This window comes from Streptomyces sp. NPDC107546, from assembly GCF_055639175.1.
In genome coordinates this window covers 38,412-55,685 of record NZ_JBVKBA010000040.1, presented here as the reverse complement: position 1 = coordinate 55,685, position 17,274 = coordinate 38,412, and the positions used below count along the sequence as shown (strand labels likewise).

Sequence of the window (17,274 nt, the reverse complement as noted above, 5' to 3'; positions counted from 1 at the left end):
CGGAGCGCACTCCGGCGCTGCGCGCCTCCGGGCCGAGGATGCGTTTCCCTCCCCGGCTGAAGCCGAGGATACCCACGCAAGATCAACGGATGGGAGTCCTCGTGGCGCTGCGCGTGAGCCAGATCAACGGCTGCGCCCTCTGTATCGACATGCACACCAAGGAGGCCGCCGCTGCCGGCGAGACCTCCGTACCTCGGGACGGTCACCGACGCCCGGGCAATCGGCCGGGAGGTGAAGCAGGCCCGTAGGCGGTCGAACTGACCCTACTGTGGTGCGGGCGCTCAGGAACTATGCCTTGGCGTTTCAGTTGGCGAGTCGAGTGTTGTCGGGACGTCGGTGGGGCTCCCCGTCAGGACGGGGCGAGGACGCAGAACTCGTGGCCCTCCGGGTCGGCCAGGCACGTCCACGGGACGTCGCCCTGGCCGAGGTCGAGGTCGCCGGCGCCGAGGGCTCGCAGCCGGGCCACCTCCGCTGCTTTGTCGTCACCGGGGTACGGCAGCAGGTCAAGATGCACACGGTCTGGCACGGTCTTCACGTCGGGCGTGCGGAGGAACTCGAGATACGGGCCGACACCCTTGGCGGAGCGCAACACCGCGTGATCGTCGGTCACCTCGTGCAGGGTCCAGTCCATCGCCTCATCCCAGAACCGGGCCATGGCGCGGGGATCCACGCAGTCGACCACCACCGCGGCGATCGGCCCGGTGTCCCGGTAGATCTCGCGAGGCTCCAGCACGCAGAACTCGTTGCCCTCGGGGTCGGCGAGGACCGTCCACGGCACTTCGCCCTGGCCCACGTCGACGGGCGTCGCACCGAGAGCCTTCAGACGCGCGACCAGTTCCGCCTGATGCGCCGCGGAGGTGGTGGCGAGATCGAGGTGCACACGGTTCTTCGTCGTTGTCTTGGGTTCCGGGACGGGAACGACGTCGACGCCGACGCCGACCGGGTCCGGCCAGACGAGGCCACCGGAGGGTCCCACGTAGGTGGTCACACCGGGGCTGTAAGCACTCCAGCCGAGCGCCTCGGCCCAGAACCGGCCGACCGCCGAGTGATCAAGAGCCTTGATGTTCACCATCACAGGTCGCAGTGCCATGTCGGCGATCCTATGCGCCCGCGCTGCAACGACATCCGCACCGGCGCCGAACAGAGATCAACTCGGTCACCGGACGAAGCGCCAATTCACAGCATGGTCCGGGTTCGCTCGTCGGTGTGCGCCTACAGGTCGAACTCCACGTGTTCCACGTCGGTGAACTGCACCTCCAGGCCCTGGGCCCGGCGGCCGCGGTCACGGAAGTAGATCTCGCCCAAGCCCTCGGCTGCGATATCGCGCAACTGCTGCTCGGTGGCCCCCTGTTCCTGGGCGTCGAAGAGACGGGCCGCGAACTCGGGGGGCAGCGCCACCGTCAGGTGACGCTGCCGCGGGTCGTCGGTCGTGCCGGGGGCGGCGGTGTACCCGAAGCGGCCGCGGGCGTCGATGACGATGCCGGTCCTGCTGGCCGCCTGCCGCTTGGCCCGGGCACGGACCTGCGGCTGCCAGCGTCTGCGGACTTCGCGCTCGAGCCGCTCGGCGAGCTCCGGTCTGGGCTTTCTCAGCTCGTCCTTGACGTAGCGTTCGACGGTGCGCTGGGTGATGCCGAGCAGCTCGGCCACTGGCCTCGTGCCCTTGAGCTGCTTGACGAGGTATCGCATCCGGGCACCGGCGCTCCTGGGGATCGGGCGGGTGAACGCCTTCTGCAGGACCTCTTCGAGGCCGTCCCCGACCGTGTCCATCGGTCAGCCCCTTTCCTACTCTCCGCCGTCGGTGGCGGTGATGCGGCCGTCCTTGATGTACCGGGCGAGGTTGAGGTCCTGGCCGTGCCTCTCGCGCACCTCTTCGGCCCACAGGGTGGTCTGGGTGCCCTCGTGCTTCACCATCCCCGGCAGGACGCCGAGGCGGAAGCTGCCGGGGACGGTCCTGCCGCCCTGGTAGGGCAGGACGTCCAGCGGGCTCGGTCCGTCGGCGGCGTAGACGGCGCAGTCCGACAGGATCGCCACAGGGTACCGTCCGGTGGCCGCGGCGAGGGCGAGCATCTTTCGGTGCATGTTGACACGGGCCCGGGAGATGACGGCGGCGCGGATGTCGGGCCGCCAGGTCGGCCGGGACAGTGCCGGCCACGGCCGGCCGGGGCGCCATCCGCCGCCGCGCGGGCGCTCCCGCAGTTTGCCGATGCCGCCCTTGACGGTCGCCTTGATCGCGGACAGGACGACTGCCATCTCCGCATCGCGTTGCTTGTAGCCGTCCATCGCCGTGAGGAACTCCTCCGGCGTCAGCCCCTCCGGCACTCCGAGGTCGGCCATGGTGGACACGTACGCGTCGCGGAGCCGCTTGTACCAGCTGTCCAGGTAGCGGCCGCTGGTAGTTCGGACGTGGGCCTCGAGGGGTGCGATGTCGTATCCCAGCTCGACGGCATAGGCCACGGTCGGCGTCGCGTACCAGGCCGGTCCCTCGGGCCGCTCCCCCCTGGGGGTGAACGGGCTGGGCAGCAGGTTCCCGTCGAGGTGCTTCCACTCCTTGCCGACCAGCACGCGGGACAGGTCGACATGGGAGAGGTCGACCAGCCAGGAGCCGGGCAGCTTCGGGTCGAAGGTCGGGTTCTTGACGTGGACCGGTTCGCAGGCGAGGCCGACGACCGCGCCGTTGGCGGCCGCGCCGAAGGCGAGGTTGACGTCGATGCCGACCACGTAGCGCTTCAGGCACTCGTCATCCGTGAGCGGCCGGGCCCAGTCGTACGCCTCCTCCAGCAGCATCTCGGCCGGGCCCCGCTGGTGGAACCGCGGCAGGCCGGCGAGGAGCGGGTGCCCGTCCGGCGCCTCGCACGGCGCGCAGTCCACCGGATCGCTGCCCAGCGAGCCGGGGTTGTACTCGCTGTGACGGCGGCCGTCGGCGTCCGGCTCGCTCGCCCTCGTGGGTGGGTGCAGAGCGGTCATCAGCTCAAGGCCCGTCACCGCGGTGGAGCCACGCGGGGTCATCACCCGCTGCGCGTAGGTGCCCAGGAGCCGGGCGAGCTCCGCCGGCGGAAGCTGCGCCGCGCCGTCCCAGTGGCGCGTGTCCAGGGCGTCCCAGGAGGGGATGCACAGCTGCACGCACTGGCGCCTGCCACCCTCGGCCGGGCGGTAGATCCGCGCCCACGGCCCGAACCCACGCCTGGTCAACTGCCAGTCGGACCGCTGCAGTTGCCTGACAACCTTGTGGGAGTCGGGGATCCGCCCGGCGAGGCGTTCCTCGTGGGCGAGCCGCTCTGGCAGCCCGTAGCGCTCGCAAGCGAACGCGGTGAGCACGATCAGCGGGTCCGCGTCCTTCCCCGAGTGGTTCAGGCGCGGAGCTCCGAGTCCGGCTTCGGTCAGGGTCCACTCGACCAGGGACGGCAGGGACTTGGCGGGCACGTCCAAGACGAGGCCACCGACGCAGTATGCGAGGACCTGGCCGTCCCGGTCGACGTCGACGACGGCGAGCGGCCCGTTCTCGAACCGCGGATCCACCTCGCTCGATGTGGCCCCGGTCGCAGTGGCCTTCTGCGGGGCGGCCTTCTTCGCCTCCGGCCGCGTCACCGACGGCGTTGCGGTGGCCGCCGGACGGGACTCCGCCACGAGGGTGGGGGGCGACGGGGGGTTGTTGGAGGCCGTCAGGGCCGCAGCATCCGGCGCCGGCCTGGTGGACGGAGTCCCTTCCTCTGCAGGTGCGGGCCCCGAGGGCGCAGGCACGGTCGCGGACGTCTCGTCGGCCGCCGCGGCGGGGTCGGCGGAGTGGGCGGGGTAGAGCTCCGCGAGCTTCTTCAGCAGGTGCGCGTATGCCTCGCGCTCGGGCGGCCTCGGTTCGGTCTTCCCGTTCTCCCAGCCGCTCACCGTGGCGCGCCGTACCTTCAACGCGCCGGCGACCTGGTCCAGCGTCAGCCCATGCGCCTGGCGCAGCCGCTTGCGCTCCGCCGGCGGCGGCAGCGGCGATGCGGAGGCGATCAACGCCTCGACCGCCTCGAACAACTCCGACATGGAAGACCTCCGGCCCCTTACCCTAGCTCAGGTAAACGTACGGATCGCGTACGGGCAGCGCACATTTCGCGCACTCACGGCTGCTGAAAATGATCTCCCGGAGATCGTCGTCGTGCCGGCGACCGGCGGCAGTTCGTGCGACCTTGCGCCGCGCTCCCCTACCAGCGTGACCGTTCCGCTCGCTCGACCGCCAAGGACCGGGCGTCCGCTGTCGGATGGGGCGGAATTCGGCCCGTGGCCGGTTCGCTGTCGGGCCGTCGGCGTCGTCCCGGCCGCACCGGGACAGCCACCCGGCCGCACGGCGACAGCCACCCGACCGCGCCCCGCGTCGATCGCCGGGGCGACGTACGAAGCGCCCACTTTGGTCAGTTGCGTCCGTCCGTGGAGGAGGCGGTGGCTTCCCCTGCGTGTCCGCCTCCTTGCGGGAGCCGTTCGACGAGGAGCATCGCCGCGTCGTCCGCCAGGCGGCCCCCGGTGTGGCGGATCAGCCCGCGGTGCAGCTGCTCGAGGAACTCCGAGGGAGTGCACGGGTGCACCGCTTCCATGGCCTGGTCCAGGGGGAAGAAGACCCCGTCAGGGCTGCGGGCCTCGATCACGCCGTCGGTGTGCAGCAGCAGCCGGTCACCAGGATCGAACGGATAGTTCTCCGCCTTGGCCGGCGTAACGCTGAGGAAGTCCTCCAGGCCCAGGGGAGGCAGCGGCGAGGTGGGCGTCAGTGCCTCGACCTTGCCGTTGCGCAGCACCAGTGGCGGTGGATGGCCGCGATTGACCACCTGGACCGTGCAGTTGTCGCACACCTGGGCAACGACGGCGGTCACGAAGTCCTCGGCCCGTTCTTCCTCATGGCCTTGATCGATCGTGTTCCTCCCGGTGCTCTGCCGCTCCAGTGCGGCCGCACAGTGGTTCATCACCTCGACCAGTTCGGCGTCATAGTGCGCGGCCTCCCGGAAGGCACCCAGCACGGCAGCGGCCAAGCGAACGGCAGGCAGTCCCTTGCCACGGACGTCCCCCACGATCATCCGGACCCCGTACCGGGTCTGCACAGCCTCGTACAGATCTCCCCCGATCTGGGCCCCCTTCTCTGCCGCGCGGTACATACTGGCCATCTGCACCGGCCCCAGCCGGGCGGGCACGGGCGGCAGGACCACCCGTTGCGCTGCCATGGCGACACGGCGTACCTGGTCGAGCTCGCTCTGCCTGCGCATGCGCATGGTGTTGCTCATGACGATGCTGGCTACCGACACCACGAAGAGGGACAGGAGGTTGCTGTAGACCTGTCCGCCCCAGCTCTCGTGGAGGGTCGCCGTGATCACGGTGACGGCAAGGGCTCCGCCCGCTGCCGAGAGGGTGCCTTTCGGCCCCATCGTGAGCGAAGCCAGGGCCGGCATCGCGGCGAGGATGGGACCGGTGACCACGGCGTGTGCGGGCGAGAGCTCGATACCCAGCGCGAGCATGATGATCATGAACGGCACACACTGCGCGAGTCTGAGGAGGACCCCGCTGTGCCCGCCCGCTCCTGGAGGATCAGATGAGCCGAACAGCGACCGCATGGCTACAGCCTGCCTCGCTGAAGTCCCGTGCTCCACTCAGGGCTCTTGTCTCCGTCAGGCCGGCCGATCGTCGTCCAGCTTGTCGACGCCGGCTCCCGACCGGCCGGGGGCGCGAGGGCAGCACAGGCCTTTCGGGGGCGTGTGACGCCTATGTCAGGACCTTCAGCAGCCGTTCCGCCAGGACCGCGGCCGACGCGGGGTTCTGCCCTGTGTACAGGTTGCGGTCCACCACCGTGTACGGCTTCCACATCTCGCCGCGGGTGAAATCGACGCCCAACTCCTTGAGCTCGTCCTCCAGCAGCCATCGGGCCCTGGGGCCCAGTCCGACGGCGTTCTCCTCGTCGTTGGTGAAGGCCGTGACCCGGTAGCCGGCGAAGGGTGAAACGCCGTGCACCCGGGTGGCCAGTATCGCGGCCGGCGCGTGGCAGACGACGGCGAGCGGTTTGCCGGAGGCGAGCGCAGCGGTCAGCAGCCGGCCCGCGTCGGCGTCGGCCCACAGGTCCTCCATCGGACCGTGGCCGCCGGGGAAGTAGACGGCGTCGTAGTCCTCCAGGTGGGCGTCCGACAGCTGGATCGGGCGCCGCATCTCCTCCGCGGAGCGGATGACGCCCTCCAGTTCGAGGGCGGTCTCCGCACTGCCTGCCATCTCGGGGCGCAGGCTCATCATGTCCACGTTCGGGACGACACCGTGGGGAGTGGCCACCACGACCTGGTGCCCGGCTTCCGTGAGCGCCTTGTACGGGGCCGCGAACTCCTCGGCCCAGTAACCGGTGGCATGTCTGGTGCCGTCCTTGAGCGTCCAGTACGTGGCTCCGGTCATCACGAACAGTAGTTTCGCCATCACGGAAGCGCCTCCTCATCCTCGCCGACGCGACGGGAGGTCATGCACCCAAGTCACCCTATGTCAGGGTCCGACCCGACGCATGCGGGCGGCTGCCCGCAACGCCCGCCGACATCCATGCCGCCGAAGCCGACGGCTGTCGGATCAGGCGCCGGGCGCAGGGCGGGTGGGCTTCGTCGACCCGTCGGGCGCCGGCCCTTCGCCAACGCGACCGCCTGCACCGGCTTCGGTCGCAAGCCCGCGATGATGGCCTCCATCCTGATGTACGCGGTCTTCACCGCGCTGGCCGGCATCGCCTCCAACCTCTGGGAATGGAACGCCTACCGCTTCCTGGCCGCCGTCGGCGTCGGCGGGGAGTGGGCGCTGGCCGGCACCCACGCCACCGGCTCCCTCGCCGTCTCGCTCAGCCTGACCGCCGTCGTCTTCGCCGTCGGCACGCTCCTCGTCCGGCTCGCCCCCGAAACCCGCGACCAGGCGCTCCCCTCCTGACGACCGGCTCGGCGAACACACCCGACAGCGCGTCCAGGGCCGGTTCGGTCACCCCCGGCCGGCCTTGGGCCGTCGTCGCCGCAGAGGTCGAACCGGGGTCGGCCTTCGACGAGTTCGGATCTGACCGGGCGCCGAGGCGGCATGACGCCCGGTGAGCCACCACCCGATCCGGCGCTAACGCTCGAGGAACGGGCCCAGTACCGAGAGGAGCTCGGCCGGCGCGTCCAGCGCGATGAGGTGAGCGGCGGTGGGGAACTCGACCAAGGTGGCATCGGGGATCTCAGCGGCGTACCGGCGGGCGATGTCCTGGAAGTCGGTGACATCGAGCTTGCCGATGCCGACCAGTGTGGGCACGGAGATGAGGGCGACGTCGCCGATTGCACCGCCCTGGGAGTGCTCTCCCACGATCTCTTGGTTGAGCAGCGACGTTCGTATCGGGCCCCGGAGTCGGTCGGCCAGTCCGACAGCGACGTCCTCCCACTGCCGAGCCGGCCCGCGCAGCCACATGTCCAGGTTGATACGGACGGCGGCGTCCAGGTCGCCCGAAGCCAGCGCCGCCGTTTCCGCCTCGTCGTACGTGACCATTTCCGAAGACCAGTGGTATCCCCGCCATGGCGGGGCGAGCACGGCCAGGGAGCGCACTCGGGTGGGGTGGGTGAGAGCGAAGTCCAGGGCCACGCGGCCGCCCCAGGAGGCGCCGACGAGCCGGACTCGTTCGTGGCCGAGGTGGTCCAGGAGACGGCGCAGATCGTCAGTCTCGCCGAACGGGCCGGTCGGAGGTGCGGACTCACCGAAGCCACGCAGGTCGTAGCGGATGACGGTGTGCCGTGCTGCCAGGTCGGGCACGATGGCGTCCCACATACGGTGGTCTGCGACGCCGGCGTGCACGAGTACGACGGGAGGTCCCTCGCCCGCGACGACGTAGGACAGGTGACCGAGATCATCGGTGAGAGTGAGCATCCGCAGATGCTCGCAGTACAACAGGACACGTGCCACCCAATAAGGGAAGCCTCCGCTCTCGCTGTCATGTCATCCGACTCGGCTCACGGTCGGAGCCACAACCCTTCACCCGGGCGGCCCTCTTCGTCACAGCACTAGCCTGCGCCCCATGCCCGACAACACCACGCACGCGCGACGACAGGCCCGAGGACCCGCGGCGGGTGCGTCTGAGCCGGGCCTTCGACGAGGACGCGGAGCTGTACGACCGGGCCAGGCCCGGATATCCGCCGGAAGCGACGGCGACGCCCCCTGACGCGCGGGCGGTCCGGACACCGTTCGGTTCCCGGGCCGCTCGACGGAATCGAGGCACCGGAGGGGGCACAAGAGCACGCCCGCGGTCTCCGTGCCCCCACACACACCCGGGCCGCGCGTCCCAACCGTCCGCGCCGGGTATCCCCTGGACAATCCCCCCGCGACGGCCGGCGCCGGACACCCGGATGCCGAGGCGCCGCAATCCCGCACTTCCGGAAGGTGGACCAACATGTCCGAGATCAACGGCCTGGAACCCGTGGCGACGTTCTGCGGGAACTGCAACTGCGGCTGTCCCCAACTGTTCGTCGACCCGAACGCCTCGGCCGACCGCCGGATCGTCCTGACCGACGACTTCGGCCAGCGCGTCCAGATGAGCGCCGACCAGTTCTCCTCACTCGTCGACGACGCCAAGGCGGGCAAGCTGGACGGCATCGCTCTGCCCTGACCCACCACCGCCGCCGCGCACCGCGGTCGCCCGGCATCGCAACGGATCGCTTCGGGTCGGTTCCCCTGCTCCAAAGGAGCCGCCCGTCGCCGGCCTCTGCGGGTGAACCTGTCGTGTCCGATCACCTGTCCGGCCCGCTCGGCGGCCAGACATCGCCGCAGCCGCGCGCCTGCGTACCCTGTTCCCCGTGTCAGCCTCCCGTCTGCGTCGCGTCGCCGTCCTGGTGCTCGAGGGTGCGAAGCCGCTTGACGTCGGCATCCCCGCACAGGTGTTCACGACCCGGGCGAGCATGCCGTACGAGGTGCGGGTGTGCGGCGCGGCACCAGGTCTCGTGACCGGCGGGGACGGTCTGTCGTACCACGTCGCCCACGGCCTCGACACGCTGGCATGGGCCGACATCGTCTTCATCCCCGGTTACCGGTTCCCGGACCGCGACGACCCGCCGAAGGCCGTCGTCGACGCGCTGATCACCGCCCACGCTCGGGGAACGCGGCTCGCCGCCATCTCGACGGGCGCCTTCGCGCTCGCCGCCACGGGCCTGCTCGACGGCAAGCGTGCCACGACCCACTGGCATTACACGCGGGCGTTCGCGGCGAAGCATCCGCTCGTCCAGGTCGACGAGAACGTCCTGTTCGTCGATGAGGGCAGCGTGCTGACGTCGGCCGGCGCCGCCTCGGGCATCGACCTCTGCCTGCACATTCTGCGCGGCGACCTCGGCGTGGCCGCCTCCAACCACGCCGCCCGGCGCCTGGTCGCGGCCCCCTACCGCAGCGGCGGTCAGGCGCAGTACGTACCGCGCAGCGTGCCCGAGCCGCTCGGCGAGCGGTTCGCCGCCACCCGGGAGTGGGCACTGCACCGGCTCGACGAACCCCTCACCCTTCACGTGCTCGCCCGGCATGCGGCGGTGTCGCCGCGCACGTTCTCGCGGCGCTTCGTCGAAGACACCGGGTACACGCCGATGCAGTGGGTCATGCGCGCCCGCATCGACCTGGCCCGCGAGCTGCTCGAGCGTTCGGAGCGGAGCGTCGAGCAGATCGCCGCCGACGTCGGTCTCGGGACCGGCGCGAATCTGCGGCTGCACTTCCAGCGCATCCTCGGCACCACGCCGAGCGAATACCGGCGCACCTTCGCCCAGGGCGAGTAGCCCGCCGCGGGTGGCGCGATCCTTGCGGACCGTGGCGATCACGCCGCTGTCCCGGGCGGCTGTCGCACCGGCAACCTGGTGGCGGACCGAAGGGACACTTTCATGACTCGTATCGCCATCAACGGATTCGGCCGCATCGGACGCAACGTGCTGCGCGCCCTGCTCGAACGCGACAGCGACCTCGAGGTCGTCGCCGTCAACGACCTGACGGAACCCACCACGCTCGCGCGGCTGCTGGCCTACGACACTACGGCCGGCCGGCTCGGTCGACCGGTGACCGTCGACCGGGACGCCCTCGTCGTCGACGGCCGCCGCCTCACGGTGCTCGCCGAGCGGGAACCGGCGCAACTGCCGTGGGCCGAGCTGGGCGTCGACATCGTGCTGGAGGCGACCGGCCGCTTCACCTCGGCCAAGGCCGCCCGCGCCCACCTGGACGCGGGCGCGAAGAAGGTGCTCGTCAGTGCGCCGTCGGACGGCGCCGATGTCACCCTGGCGTTCGGCGTCAACACCGACGCCTACGACCCGGCCGTACACACGATTGTCTCCAACGCCTCGTGCACGACCAACGCGCTCGCACCGCTCGCCGCGGTGCTGGACGAGCTCGCCGGCATCGAGCACGGCTTCATGACGACGGTGCACGCCTACACACAGGAACAGAACCTGCAGGACGGTCCGCACCGCGACGCCCGCCGAGCCCGCGCCGCGGCTGTCAACATCGTGCCGACCACGACGGGCGCCGCCAAGGCGATCGGCCTGGTGCTGCCGAACCTCGACGGCAAGCTGTCCGGCGACTCGATCCGCGTGCCGGTCCCCGTCGGCTCGATCGTCGAACTCAACACGACCGTCGCCCGCGACGTGACGCGCGACGACGTGCTGGCGGCGTACCGCACCGCGTCCGAGGGGCCGCTCGCCGGGATCCTCGAGTACTCGGAGGACCCGCTGGTGTCGTCCGACATCACGGGCAATCCCGCCTCGTCGATCTTCGACTCGGCTCTCACCCGGGTCGACGGCCGCCATGTCAAGGTGGTCGCCTGGTACGACAACGAGTGGGGCTTCTCCAACCGCGTGATCGACACACTCGAGCTCCTCGCCACCCGCTGACCGCATTCCCGGCGCCGAACCGTCCGTCAGGCCGGGGCGCACCGCTGTCGATGCGTGTAAGGGCGCGGGTCTGGTGCCAGGCGGCCCCTGGAACGTCTCTGGGGCGTTCCAGGGGCCGCTCATCCAGCGGGGGTTACGGAGTACCGGTGTCTCAACTGGTGGTGAGCATGCCTTCGCGCAGCCGGGCGAGCGTGCGGGAGAGCAGACGGGAGACGTGCATCTGCGAGACGCCGAGGCGTTCGCCGATCTGCGCCTGCGTGAGTTCCTCGACGAACCGCAGGTGAATGATCTGCCGGTCCCGCTCGCCGAGTTCGGCGATCATGGGGGCCAACGCCTGAAAGTCCTCCACCAGTTCGAGCGCCTGGTCGTCGGCGCCGATGAAGTCCGCCAGCGCGGTCTCACCGTCCTCGCTGCTGTTGATGGCGGCGTCCAGCGAGGAGGAGTTGTAGCCGTTGGCCGCCAGACGAGCCTCGATGACCTCCTCCTCGGACAGGCACATCAGCTCCGACAGCTCCTTGACCGTCGGAGCGCGGCCCAGGCGGCTGCGGAGCTCCTCGGTGGCGCGTGCGAGCTGGACCCGGGCCTCCTGCAGGCGCCGTGGCACGTGCACCGCCCACGAGGTGTCACGGAAGAACCGCTTGATCTCACCCACGATGTACGGAATCGCGAAGGAGGTGAACTCCACCTCCCGCGAGAGTTCGAACCGGTCGATCGCCTTGATCAGCCCGATCATGCCGACCTGGACGATGTCCTCCATCTCCTCCGGACCGCGGCTGCGGAACCGGGCCGCCGCGAACCGGACGAGGGACATGTTCATCTCGATCAGCGTGTTGCGCGCGTACTGGTACTCGGGCGTACCCTCCTCCAGCACTGCCAACTGGTCGAAGAACAGCTTCGACAACGCACGAGCGTCCTTGGGTGCAACCCCGGACGGGTCGGCGAGCTGCGGCAGTCCGGCTATATGCGCGGCCATTGTCGCCGTGGTCGCTGCCGTCACGTGTTTCCCTCCCAGATCCAAGCAGGCCTCCCTGCCTGCACGAGCTGACGAGGCCTCGTGTACCCCGGCATCCGCTGCACATGCCTGCGTTTGGACGCACGGCATCCCACCGCGGCTCCCCCACCGCGACACGCTCGTCGCGGGCCGAGGGACAGCCCGGTGGCCGGGGGCCTGGGAGCGGGTCTTGCGGTGGGGTGAAGACAGCATGGGGGCCGCCGCACCGCCGCGGCCCCCACTGACTGGGCGCACTCTGCGGGTATCACCGCGAGCATCGCGCGTGCGGCGCACCCTGACGCGCCGCTCGGGCTACCCGGAGCGGCGCCGGGCTCCCGCGCGCCGCTTCAGCGCGCGGCGTTCGGTTTCGCTCGTACCGCCCCACACACCGATGCTCTGATTGGTCTCGAGCGCCCACTGCAGGCACTCCTCCTGCACGGGGCAGCGTCGGCAGACCGCCTTCGCCTGCTGAGTCTGCAGCAACGCCGGACCCGTGGTGCCGATCGGGAAGAAGAGGTCGGGATCCTCGTGTCGGCACGCGGCATGGTCTCGCCAGTTGTCCATTGAAAAGTCACCTGCGATCGAAAGTCGTCCGTGCCCTTGGGAAACGCGTATTTCGTGTACTCGCTTCGGGTCACCTGCCGACGTACGGATGAAACCGGTCGAAAAGCCGTGCATGTGCAAGCTTCGCGGAATCCTCACAACTGCCCGTTCGAACAAGCCACCGTTGAACCGACCGGGCGTCAGCCGACCCCGGCTGCGGCCGAGAGGCCGGCTGGCGGCCGGGCGTCCCTGCACCTGTGGTCGCGGTCGTCGGCGAGAACGGCCGGAAAGGAGACACTCGGTGATTCTCGACAGCCGCCCTGTCCCCGTCGGGCTCCCCTGGCCGGCGGTCCGTCCCTCGTGCCGGAGCCATCGCCGACCCGGGGTGACCCGCCGGCCGGGCAGGATCGACCGAGCGCGACGCTCCGTGCGGGCAAAGGCGGATGCCCTAGCGGGCGTTCTCCCTCTGGCGCCGGAAGGGCGTGGACCGGTTCGCGACGGTGGTGCCGCGGGCCGCGGCGCGGGCCGGGCCGTCGGGGACGGTGAAGGCGAAGACCGCGGTCACCGCCGCGATCGCGGCCAGGGACAGGTAGGCGTGCTGGTAGGCGGTGACGGGCGGGTTTGCCGCGGCCGCCGAGGGGGTGCTCATGACCAGGGCCATGGTCACCACCGCCGGTGCGAGGGCGCCTCCGGTCTGGCGCACGACGGTGTTCAGCGTGGACGCCTGGGCCAGGTCCACTCGCGCGACGGTCGCCAGTGAGGCCACCGTGGTCGGCATGAAGACGCCGCCCATGGCGAGGCCGAGCAGGAACATGTAGCCGCGGAAGGCCCACAGGCCGGTGTGCTCGTCGCAGGTGGCGAAGAGCAGCAGGACCGCGCTGACACCGGCCAGGCCGCAGCCGACGATGACCCGGGGGCCGATCCTCGCGTAGAGGGCCCCGGCGACCTGAACGGTCAGCAGGACGCCGAAGGCCTCGGGGAAGGTGCTGGTGCCGGACTCCAGGGCGGTGCGGCCCTGCCCCTGTTGGAGGAAGAGCGGGCCCAGGTACATGGCGCCCAGGATCGGCACCAGACCCACCAGATTGATGAGATTGGTGTCCCTGAAGAGCCGGTCCGTGAAGAGGCGGAGCTTCAACAGGGGCTCGGCGGTACCCAGTTCGAAGGCGATGGTGGCAGCGAGCAGGACCGCGCCGAGCACCAGGGCGGTGACGACCCCGGCGGAGGACCAGCCGCGGTTGGGGCCTTCGCTGACGCCGAACATCACGGCACCCAGGGCCGCCGCGCTCAGCAGCAGTCCGAGCAGGTCGAAGCGACCGGGCCGGGGGCCGCGGTGCCCGGACAGGAACAGCACCCCGAACAGCACGGCCGGCAGGCCCACCGGCAGGTTGACGTAGAAGACCCAGCGCCAGGACAGATGGTCCACCAGCAGGCCGCCGAGTATGGGGGCGGCGGCCGGAGCGATCTGCTGGGGGATGATCATGTATCGGGAGATCCGCACCTGCTCCGAGGAGTTGAAGGTGGAGAACAGCAAGGAGGCCGAGGCGGGGAAGAGGACTCCGGCGGACAGTCCCTGGAGCGCACGGAAGGCGACGAGTTGGCCGAGGCCGACGGCCGCGCCGCACAGCAGTGAGGAGCCGAGGAAGCCGGTCAGTGCGGTGAGCAGGACGCGTTTGGCGCCGCATCGTTCGACCAGCCAGGCCGAGGCGGGGATGGCCATGGCCAGGCAGACCGGATAGGCCACGACCACTCCGTCCAGGGCGGCGGTGGTCAGCTGGAACTGGCGGGCGATCGACGGGAGCGCCACCGTGGTGATGGCTCCGTCGACGATCGCGATGAACGTCACACAGACGCACATGACGGGGACGACCAGGCGCTGGCCGGGACGGAGGGAGGGGCGGGGCAGGACGGGGCGACGGCGGAGCGGAAGCACATACTGAGCATACTCACTATGAGGGTGCTCATAGAATGGGATATCGCGACGGAACGGGGAAGTCACATGGCAGTGCAGGGCAGCAGCGACATCCTGGTCGACGAGCTCTACGAGACGACGCACCAACTGCGCCGCTTCGTGGAGTCCCGGCTGCGGGCGGGTGGCGCCTCGGTCGCCCGGCTCCGGGCACTGCGGATGCTCGCACGGGCGCAGCAGCCTCTGCGGATGCGGGACCTGAGCGAGATGACGGGGGTCGCGGCACGGACTACGACCAGCATCGTCGACAGCCTGGAGCGCGACGGGCTGGTGGAGCGCGTGCGCCATCCGGAGGACCGCCGGGCCTTCCTGCTCCGCCTCACCGACAAGGGCCGGCGGTGCCACCGCGAAGCGGAGGATGTGGACCGCCTCGCGCTGGCGGAAGCCACGGCCGCCCTGAGCGCGGCAGACCGCGCCGAACTGCGGACCCTGCTCGCACGGATTCGCGAGGCCACGGCCTGACACCGGTTCGGCAGCCCCTGCGGCTCGGTGACACGGACCTCGGCGTCAGTGCGCGGGATCGTGGTCGTGCGGCTCGTATCCGGGAATCGTTCCGTCCGTCTTACCAGGAACAGCCCCACCATCCCCATGTCGGAGTGGCTCTGCACATGGCAGTGGTACATCCACGCGCCCGCTCCGACGCCCTCCCCCGCGACGACCTGGAAGCCGAAGGAGTCGGCCGGGCCGACGATCTTGTTGTCGACGACCCGGTACGGGCGGGTACGGCAGGCGTGCGTGCGGCCGCACGCGCTTCAGGCGGCGGACGACGACGGGAAGTGCACGGCGAGCAGGGCCCTGTCGTCGGGCATCTCCGTGTCGGGCTGCTGGTGGAGCAGCAGGGAACAGATGCCCTCGGCGTCGAGGCCCGCGGTCGAGCGCGCCGTCTGAACGAGCTGTGCCAGACCCACGTCCAGGCTCTGACCACGCCGCTCGATCAGACCGTCGGTGTAGAACACGAGGGTGGAACCTGAGGGGACGCTGGTCTCCGCCTGCGGGTAGTCGGTGAACGGGACAGGGCCGAGCGGTGGGGCGAGCGCGCCCTCGAGGTACCGGCTCGATCCGTCGGCGCGGATCAGCAGGGGCGGAGGGTGGCCGGCCCGGGAGTAACGCAGGGTGCGGGTGCGGCGGTCGTAGGCGGCGTAGCAGGCCGTGGCCATCAGGCCGTGGTGGTAGGTGCCCAGGAAGTCGTTGAGCTCCGCCAGGACCGCGGGCGGACGGGTACCGCTGCGCCGGGCGATGCTGCGCAGCACGGTGGTGGTCTGGGCCATGGCGGTGGCCTCGGCGATGCCGTGGCCGGCGATGTCGCCGATGGTGAGGCCAACGGTTTCGTCGTCGAGGATGTGCACGTCGTACCAGTCGCCGCCGACGTCGACGAGCTGGGTACCGGGGGCGTAACCGCCGGCGATGTCCAGTCCGTCGACGTCTGGCAGGTTGGGCAGCAGGCTGCGCTGGAGGCGTTCGGCGAGCCGGTGTTCGTGCTCGAAGAGACCCGCCCTGCGCACGGCCTGGGCGATCTGCTGACCGATGGCGAGGGTGTGCTCGGCGTCCTGCTCGGCTCCTGGCGCGTAGTGGATGACCAGGGTGCCGAGGGTGACACCCTCGGTCTGAAGCGGAAGACGCTGCTCGGCGTCGTACGCCGCCGCGGAGACCGGTGCCCTGTGCAGCCGGTCGAGGTCCACCCAGGGGGCCGTGGTCACGGGCAGTGTGTCGGCCGGGCCGAGGGACGGCACGATGCGCCGCGGGTGCAGCTCGAGCGTCACGTCCGCGGCGTCCAGGGCCTGGGGCGCGCACTTGTAGACGGCGTCGCAGACGTCAGTGAGGGTGCCGGCGGCCGCCAGGGCCGCCGTGAGCCGGTACAGGCGCTGCATCCGCGCGCGGGCCCGCTGCTCGGTGCGCAGCAGCTGGTCCCGCTGCTGGGCGATCGCGTGCCGGTAGGCCATCTGCTGGTTCAGCAGGCTGATGCGCTGGCTGAGCGCCACGAAGCGGTCGCTGACGTCGAGCCGGGACAGGTGCAGCTGGATGGCCGGCTCGGGACCCTTCCACCAGGTGGCCCGGCCTCCGTGGCAACGCAGGCGCACCGGGTCGCCGGCGCTGTCGCGCACGGTCATGACGCCGGGCAGCGGGGATCCGCTGCGCGCCCACTGTGCCATCCGCCGGTACAGGTCGGCGGGGTCCAGCACCAGGTCCGCGAGTTCCACATCGAGACGGAGCGTGTCCACCGTACGGCTCGTGGCGGGATTGACGGCCACCACCCGGCCGGAGACGGTGCAGACCACGACGGCGTGGGGAAGGGCCCTGACGATGGCCTGGAACATCGCCAGGTTCATCTCAGCCACCCGCTCCGGTCCCTGCGTCCACCATCTCCTCTTCGACCGCCGCAGCGTCGCCGAAGTACTCGCGGCCCGGTTCCTCGCCCAGGTCGAGTTCGGGTTCGAGGTGCACCACGACGCGGCAGCCGGTGGCGCCGCGGGCGATCGTCTCCTCCAGCTCGACGCGTGCGTATCCGAGGTTCTGCGCGGCGATGGTGCCGAAGACGTTGGACGTCATCATGCACATCGACTCCCGCCCGAGCACCTTCTCCGCGAACGGGCAGCTGCGGCTGCCCAGGACGATCCGTTGCTCGTCCTGGGAGATGAGATAGAAGTCGCCCTCGATGCGCTGTTTGAGATCGACCAGCACGTCGGCGACCTGCTCGCGGGTCAGCTGCGGCAGGCCCATGGCCTCGGTGTAGGCCTCGTTGATCTGCAGCCCCACCGACTGGCCGACCAGGCTGATGTAGCCGGAGGCCTCCTCGAGTCCGACCACGGACTCCAGGGACGTGGCCAGCTCGCGGACCAGTCCCCGCATGAACACGTCCCGGTCCAGGTCCACGTGAGCTTCCTTGGCCAGGTTCACGACGGCCCTCCTTTGTCTCGGAGTACCGTGCGCAC

Annotated in this window: 16 protein-coding genes and 2 pseudogenes; 6 read left to right on the top strand and 12 right to left on the bottom strand. The window is 70.4% G+C overall.

The window, feature by feature from the left end:
• Positions 1–98: 98 nt before the first annotated feature.
• Positions 99–191 (top strand): annotated as a pseudogene (locus ACZ7L1_RS34555) (carboxymuconolactone decarboxylase family protein); the annotation flags it as partial.
• 158 nt (positions 192–349) lie between these two features.
• Here the strand turns inward: ACZ7L1_RS34555 and ACZ7L1_RS34550 are convergent.
• The 5 genes from ACZ7L1_RS34550 to ACZ7L1_RS34530 all read right to left on the bottom strand — a co-directional run bounded on the left by ACZ7L1_RS34550 (position 350) and on the right by ACZ7L1_RS34530 (position 6,414).
• Positions 350–1,090 carry a VOC family protein gene (locus tag ACZ7L1_RS34550; RefSeq protein WP_471443017.1) on the bottom strand — a complete coding sequence of 247 codons (741 nt, stop codon included), beginning with the start codon at positions 1,088–1,090 and terminating at the stop codon, positions 350–352.
• 122 nt (positions 1,091–1,212) lie between these two features.
• Positions 1,213–1,767 carry a telomere-protecting terminal protein Tpg gene (tpg, locus tag ACZ7L1_RS34545; protein WP_471443015.1) on the bottom strand — a complete coding sequence of 185 codons (555 nt, stop codon included), beginning with the start codon at positions 1,765–1,767 and terminating at the stop codon, positions 1,213–1,215.
• A 15-nt stretch (positions 1,768–1,782) separates the two neighbouring features.
• The gene (tap, locus tag ACZ7L1_RS34540) at positions 1,783–4,023 is read right to left on the bottom strand and encodes a telomere-associated protein Tap (protein WP_471443013.1); all 2,241 of its coding nucleotides are present in this window, start codon (positions 4,021–4,023) and stop codon (positions 1,783–1,785) included.
• Positions 4,024–4,388: 365 nt separating this feature from the next.
• Positions 4,389–5,486, bottom strand: a complete 1,098-nt coding sequence (locus ACZ7L1_RS34535) for a PP2C family protein-serine/threonine phosphatase (protein WP_471443011.1) — start codon at positions 5,484–5,486, stop codon at positions 4,389–4,391.
• Positions 5,487–5,721: 235 nt separating this feature from the next.
• Positions 5,722–6,414, bottom strand: a complete 693-nt coding sequence (locus ACZ7L1_RS34530; RefSeq protein ID WP_471443009.1) for a type 1 glutamine amidotransferase domain-containing protein — start codon at positions 6,412–6,414, stop codon at positions 5,722–5,724.
• Between the two features lie 42 nt (positions 6,415–6,456).
• On the opposite strand from ACZ7L1_RS34530, the gene ACZ7L1_RS34525 reads away from it, so the two are divergent.
• Positions 6,457–6,903 carry an MFS transporter gene (locus ACZ7L1_RS34525; protein WP_471443007.1) on the top strand — a complete coding sequence of 149 codons (447 nt, stop codon included), beginning with the start codon at positions 6,457–6,459 and terminating at the stop codon, positions 6,901–6,903.
• A 174-nt stretch (positions 6,904–7,077) separates the two neighbouring features.
• On the opposite strand, the gene ACZ7L1_RS34520 is transcribed toward ACZ7L1_RS34525, so the two are convergent.
• Positions 7,078–7,899: an alpha/beta fold hydrolase gene (locus ACZ7L1_RS34520; protein WP_471443005.1), complete on the bottom strand. Its 822-nt coding sequence runs from the start codon at positions 7,897–7,899 to the stop codon at positions 7,078–7,080.
• Between the two features lie 484 nt (positions 7,900–8,383).
• Here ACZ7L1_RS34520 and ACZ7L1_RS34515 point away from each other — a divergent pair, with 484 nt between their 5' ends.
• The 3 genes from ACZ7L1_RS34515 (at position 8,384) to gap (ending at position 10,844) form a co-directional block, all read left to right on the top strand.
• Positions 8,384–8,599 carry a hypothetical protein gene (locus ACZ7L1_RS34515; protein ID WP_471443003.1) on the top strand — a complete coding sequence of 72 codons (216 nt, stop codon included), beginning with the start codon at positions 8,384–8,386 and terminating at the stop codon, positions 8,597–8,599.
• Between the two features lie 187 nt (positions 8,600–8,786).
• On the top strand, positions 8,787–9,743 hold the full coding sequence (locus ACZ7L1_RS34510) for a GlxA family transcriptional regulator (protein ID WP_471443002.1): 957 nt from the start codon (positions 8,787–8,789) through the stop codon (positions 9,741–9,743).
• Between the two features lie 102 nt (positions 9,744–9,845).
• Positions 9,846–10,844 (top strand): type I glyceraldehyde-3-phosphate dehydrogenase, encoded by a 999-nt coding sequence (gap, locus tag ACZ7L1_RS34505; RefSeq protein WP_471443000.1) that lies wholly within the window; start codon positions 9,846–9,848, stop codon positions 10,842–10,844.
• A 151-nt stretch (positions 10,845–10,995) separates the two neighbouring features.
• On the opposite strand, the gene ACZ7L1_RS34500 is transcribed toward gap, so the two are convergent.
• The 3 genes from ACZ7L1_RS34500 to ACZ7L1_RS34490 form a co-directional block, all read right to left on the bottom strand.
• Positions 10,996–11,817 (bottom strand): RNA polymerase sigma factor SigF, encoded by an 822-nt coding sequence (locus ACZ7L1_RS34500; RefSeq protein ID WP_471443026.1) that lies wholly within the window; start codon positions 11,815–11,817, stop codon positions 10,996–10,998.
• Between the two features lie 330 nt (positions 11,818–12,147).
• The gene (locus tag ACZ7L1_RS34495; RefSeq protein WP_471442998.1) at positions 12,148–12,399 is read right to left on the bottom strand and encodes a WhiB family transcriptional regulator; all 252 of its coding nucleotides are present in this window, start codon (positions 12,397–12,399) and stop codon (positions 12,148–12,150) included.
• Positions 12,400–12,826: 427 nt separating this feature from the next.
• Positions 12,827–14,233 (bottom strand): DHA2 family efflux MFS transporter permease subunit, encoded by a 1,407-nt coding sequence (locus tag ACZ7L1_RS34490; RefSeq protein ID WP_471443025.1) that lies wholly within the window; start codon positions 14,231–14,233, stop codon positions 12,827–12,829.
• 141 nt (positions 14,234–14,374) lie between these two features.
• Here ACZ7L1_RS34490 and ACZ7L1_RS34485 point away from each other — a divergent pair, with 141 nt between their 5' ends.
• Positions 14,375–14,806, top strand: a complete 432-nt coding sequence (locus ACZ7L1_RS34485; protein WP_471442997.1) for a MarR family winged helix-turn-helix transcriptional regulator — start codon at positions 14,375–14,377, stop codon at positions 14,804–14,806.
• Positions 14,807–14,851: 45 nt separating this feature from the next.
• Here ACZ7L1_RS34485 and ACZ7L1_RS34480 read toward each other — a convergent pair.
• From ACZ7L1_RS34480 to ACZ7L1_RS34470, 3 genes and pseudogenes are all read right to left on the bottom strand, one after another.
• A pseudogene (locus ACZ7L1_RS34480) lies at positions 14,852–15,060 on the bottom strand (multicopper oxidase domain-containing protein); the annotation flags it as partial.
• A gap of 36 nt (positions 15,061–15,096) precedes the next feature.
• Positions 15,097–16,671, bottom strand: coding sequence for a SpoIIE family protein phosphatase (locus ACZ7L1_RS34475; protein ID WP_471443023.1), 1,575 nt, complete (start codon positions 16,669–16,671; stop codon positions 15,097–15,099).
• Position 16,672: 1 nt separating this feature from the next.
• The gene (locus tag ACZ7L1_RS34470; RefSeq protein WP_471442995.1) at positions 16,673–17,239 is read right to left on the bottom strand and encodes a methanogen output domain 1-containing protein; all 567 of its coding nucleotides are present in this window, start codon (positions 17,237–17,239) and stop codon (positions 16,673–16,675) included.
• Positions 17,240–17,274 lie beyond the last annotated feature (35 nt).

Excerpts from the sequence above, each read along its gene's own strand:
- ACZ7L1_RS34550 (WP_471443017.1), bottom strand. The coding sequence starts at position 1,090 with ATGGCACTGCGACCTGTGATGGTGAACATCAAGGCTCTTGATCACTCG.
- tpg (WP_471443015.1), bottom strand. The coding sequence starts at position 1,767 with ATGGACACGGTCGGGGACGGCCTCGAAGAGGTCCTGCAGAAGGCGTTC.
- tap (WP_471443013.1), bottom strand. The coding sequence starts at position 4,023 with ATGTCGGAGTTGTTCGAGGCGGTCGAGGCGTTGATCGCCTCCGCATCG.
- ACZ7L1_RS34535 (WP_471443011.1), bottom strand. The coding sequence starts at position 5,486 with ATGATCATCATGCTCGCGCTGGGTATCGAGCTCTCGCCCGCACACGCC.
- ACZ7L1_RS34530 (WP_471443009.1), bottom strand. The coding sequence starts at position 6,414 with ATGGCGAAACTACTGTTCGTGATGACCGGAGCCACGTACTGGACGCTC.
- ACZ7L1_RS34525 (WP_471443007.1), top strand. The coding sequence starts at position 6,457 with ATGCACCCAAGTCACCCTATGTCAGGGTCCGACCCGACGCATGCGGGC.
- ACZ7L1_RS34515 (WP_471443003.1), top strand. The coding sequence starts at position 8,384 with ATGTCCGAGATCAACGGCCTGGAACCCGTGGCGACGTTCTGCGGGAAC.
- gap (WP_471443000.1), top strand. The coding sequence starts at position 9,846 with ATGACTCGTATCGCCATCAACGGATTCGGCCGCATCGGACGCAACGTG.
- ACZ7L1_RS34500 (WP_471443026.1), bottom strand. The coding sequence starts at position 11,817 with ATGGCCGCGCATATAGCCGGACTGCCGCAGCTCGCCGACCCGTCCGGG.
- ACZ7L1_RS34495 (WP_471442998.1), bottom strand. The coding sequence starts at position 12,399 with ATGGACAACTGGCGAGACCATGCCGCGTGCCGACACGAGGATCCCGAC.
- ACZ7L1_RS34490 (WP_471443025.1), bottom strand. The coding sequence starts at position 14,233 with ATGTGCGTCTGTGTGACGTTCATCGCGATCGTCGACGGAGCCATCACC.
- ACZ7L1_RS34485 (WP_471442997.1), top strand. The coding sequence starts at position 14,375 with ATGGCAGTGCAGGGCAGCAGCGACATCCTGGTCGACGAGCTCTACGAG.
- ACZ7L1_RS34475 (WP_471443023.1), bottom strand. The coding sequence starts at position 16,671 with ATGAACCTGGCGATGTTCCAGGCCATCGTCAGGGCCCTTCCCCACGCC.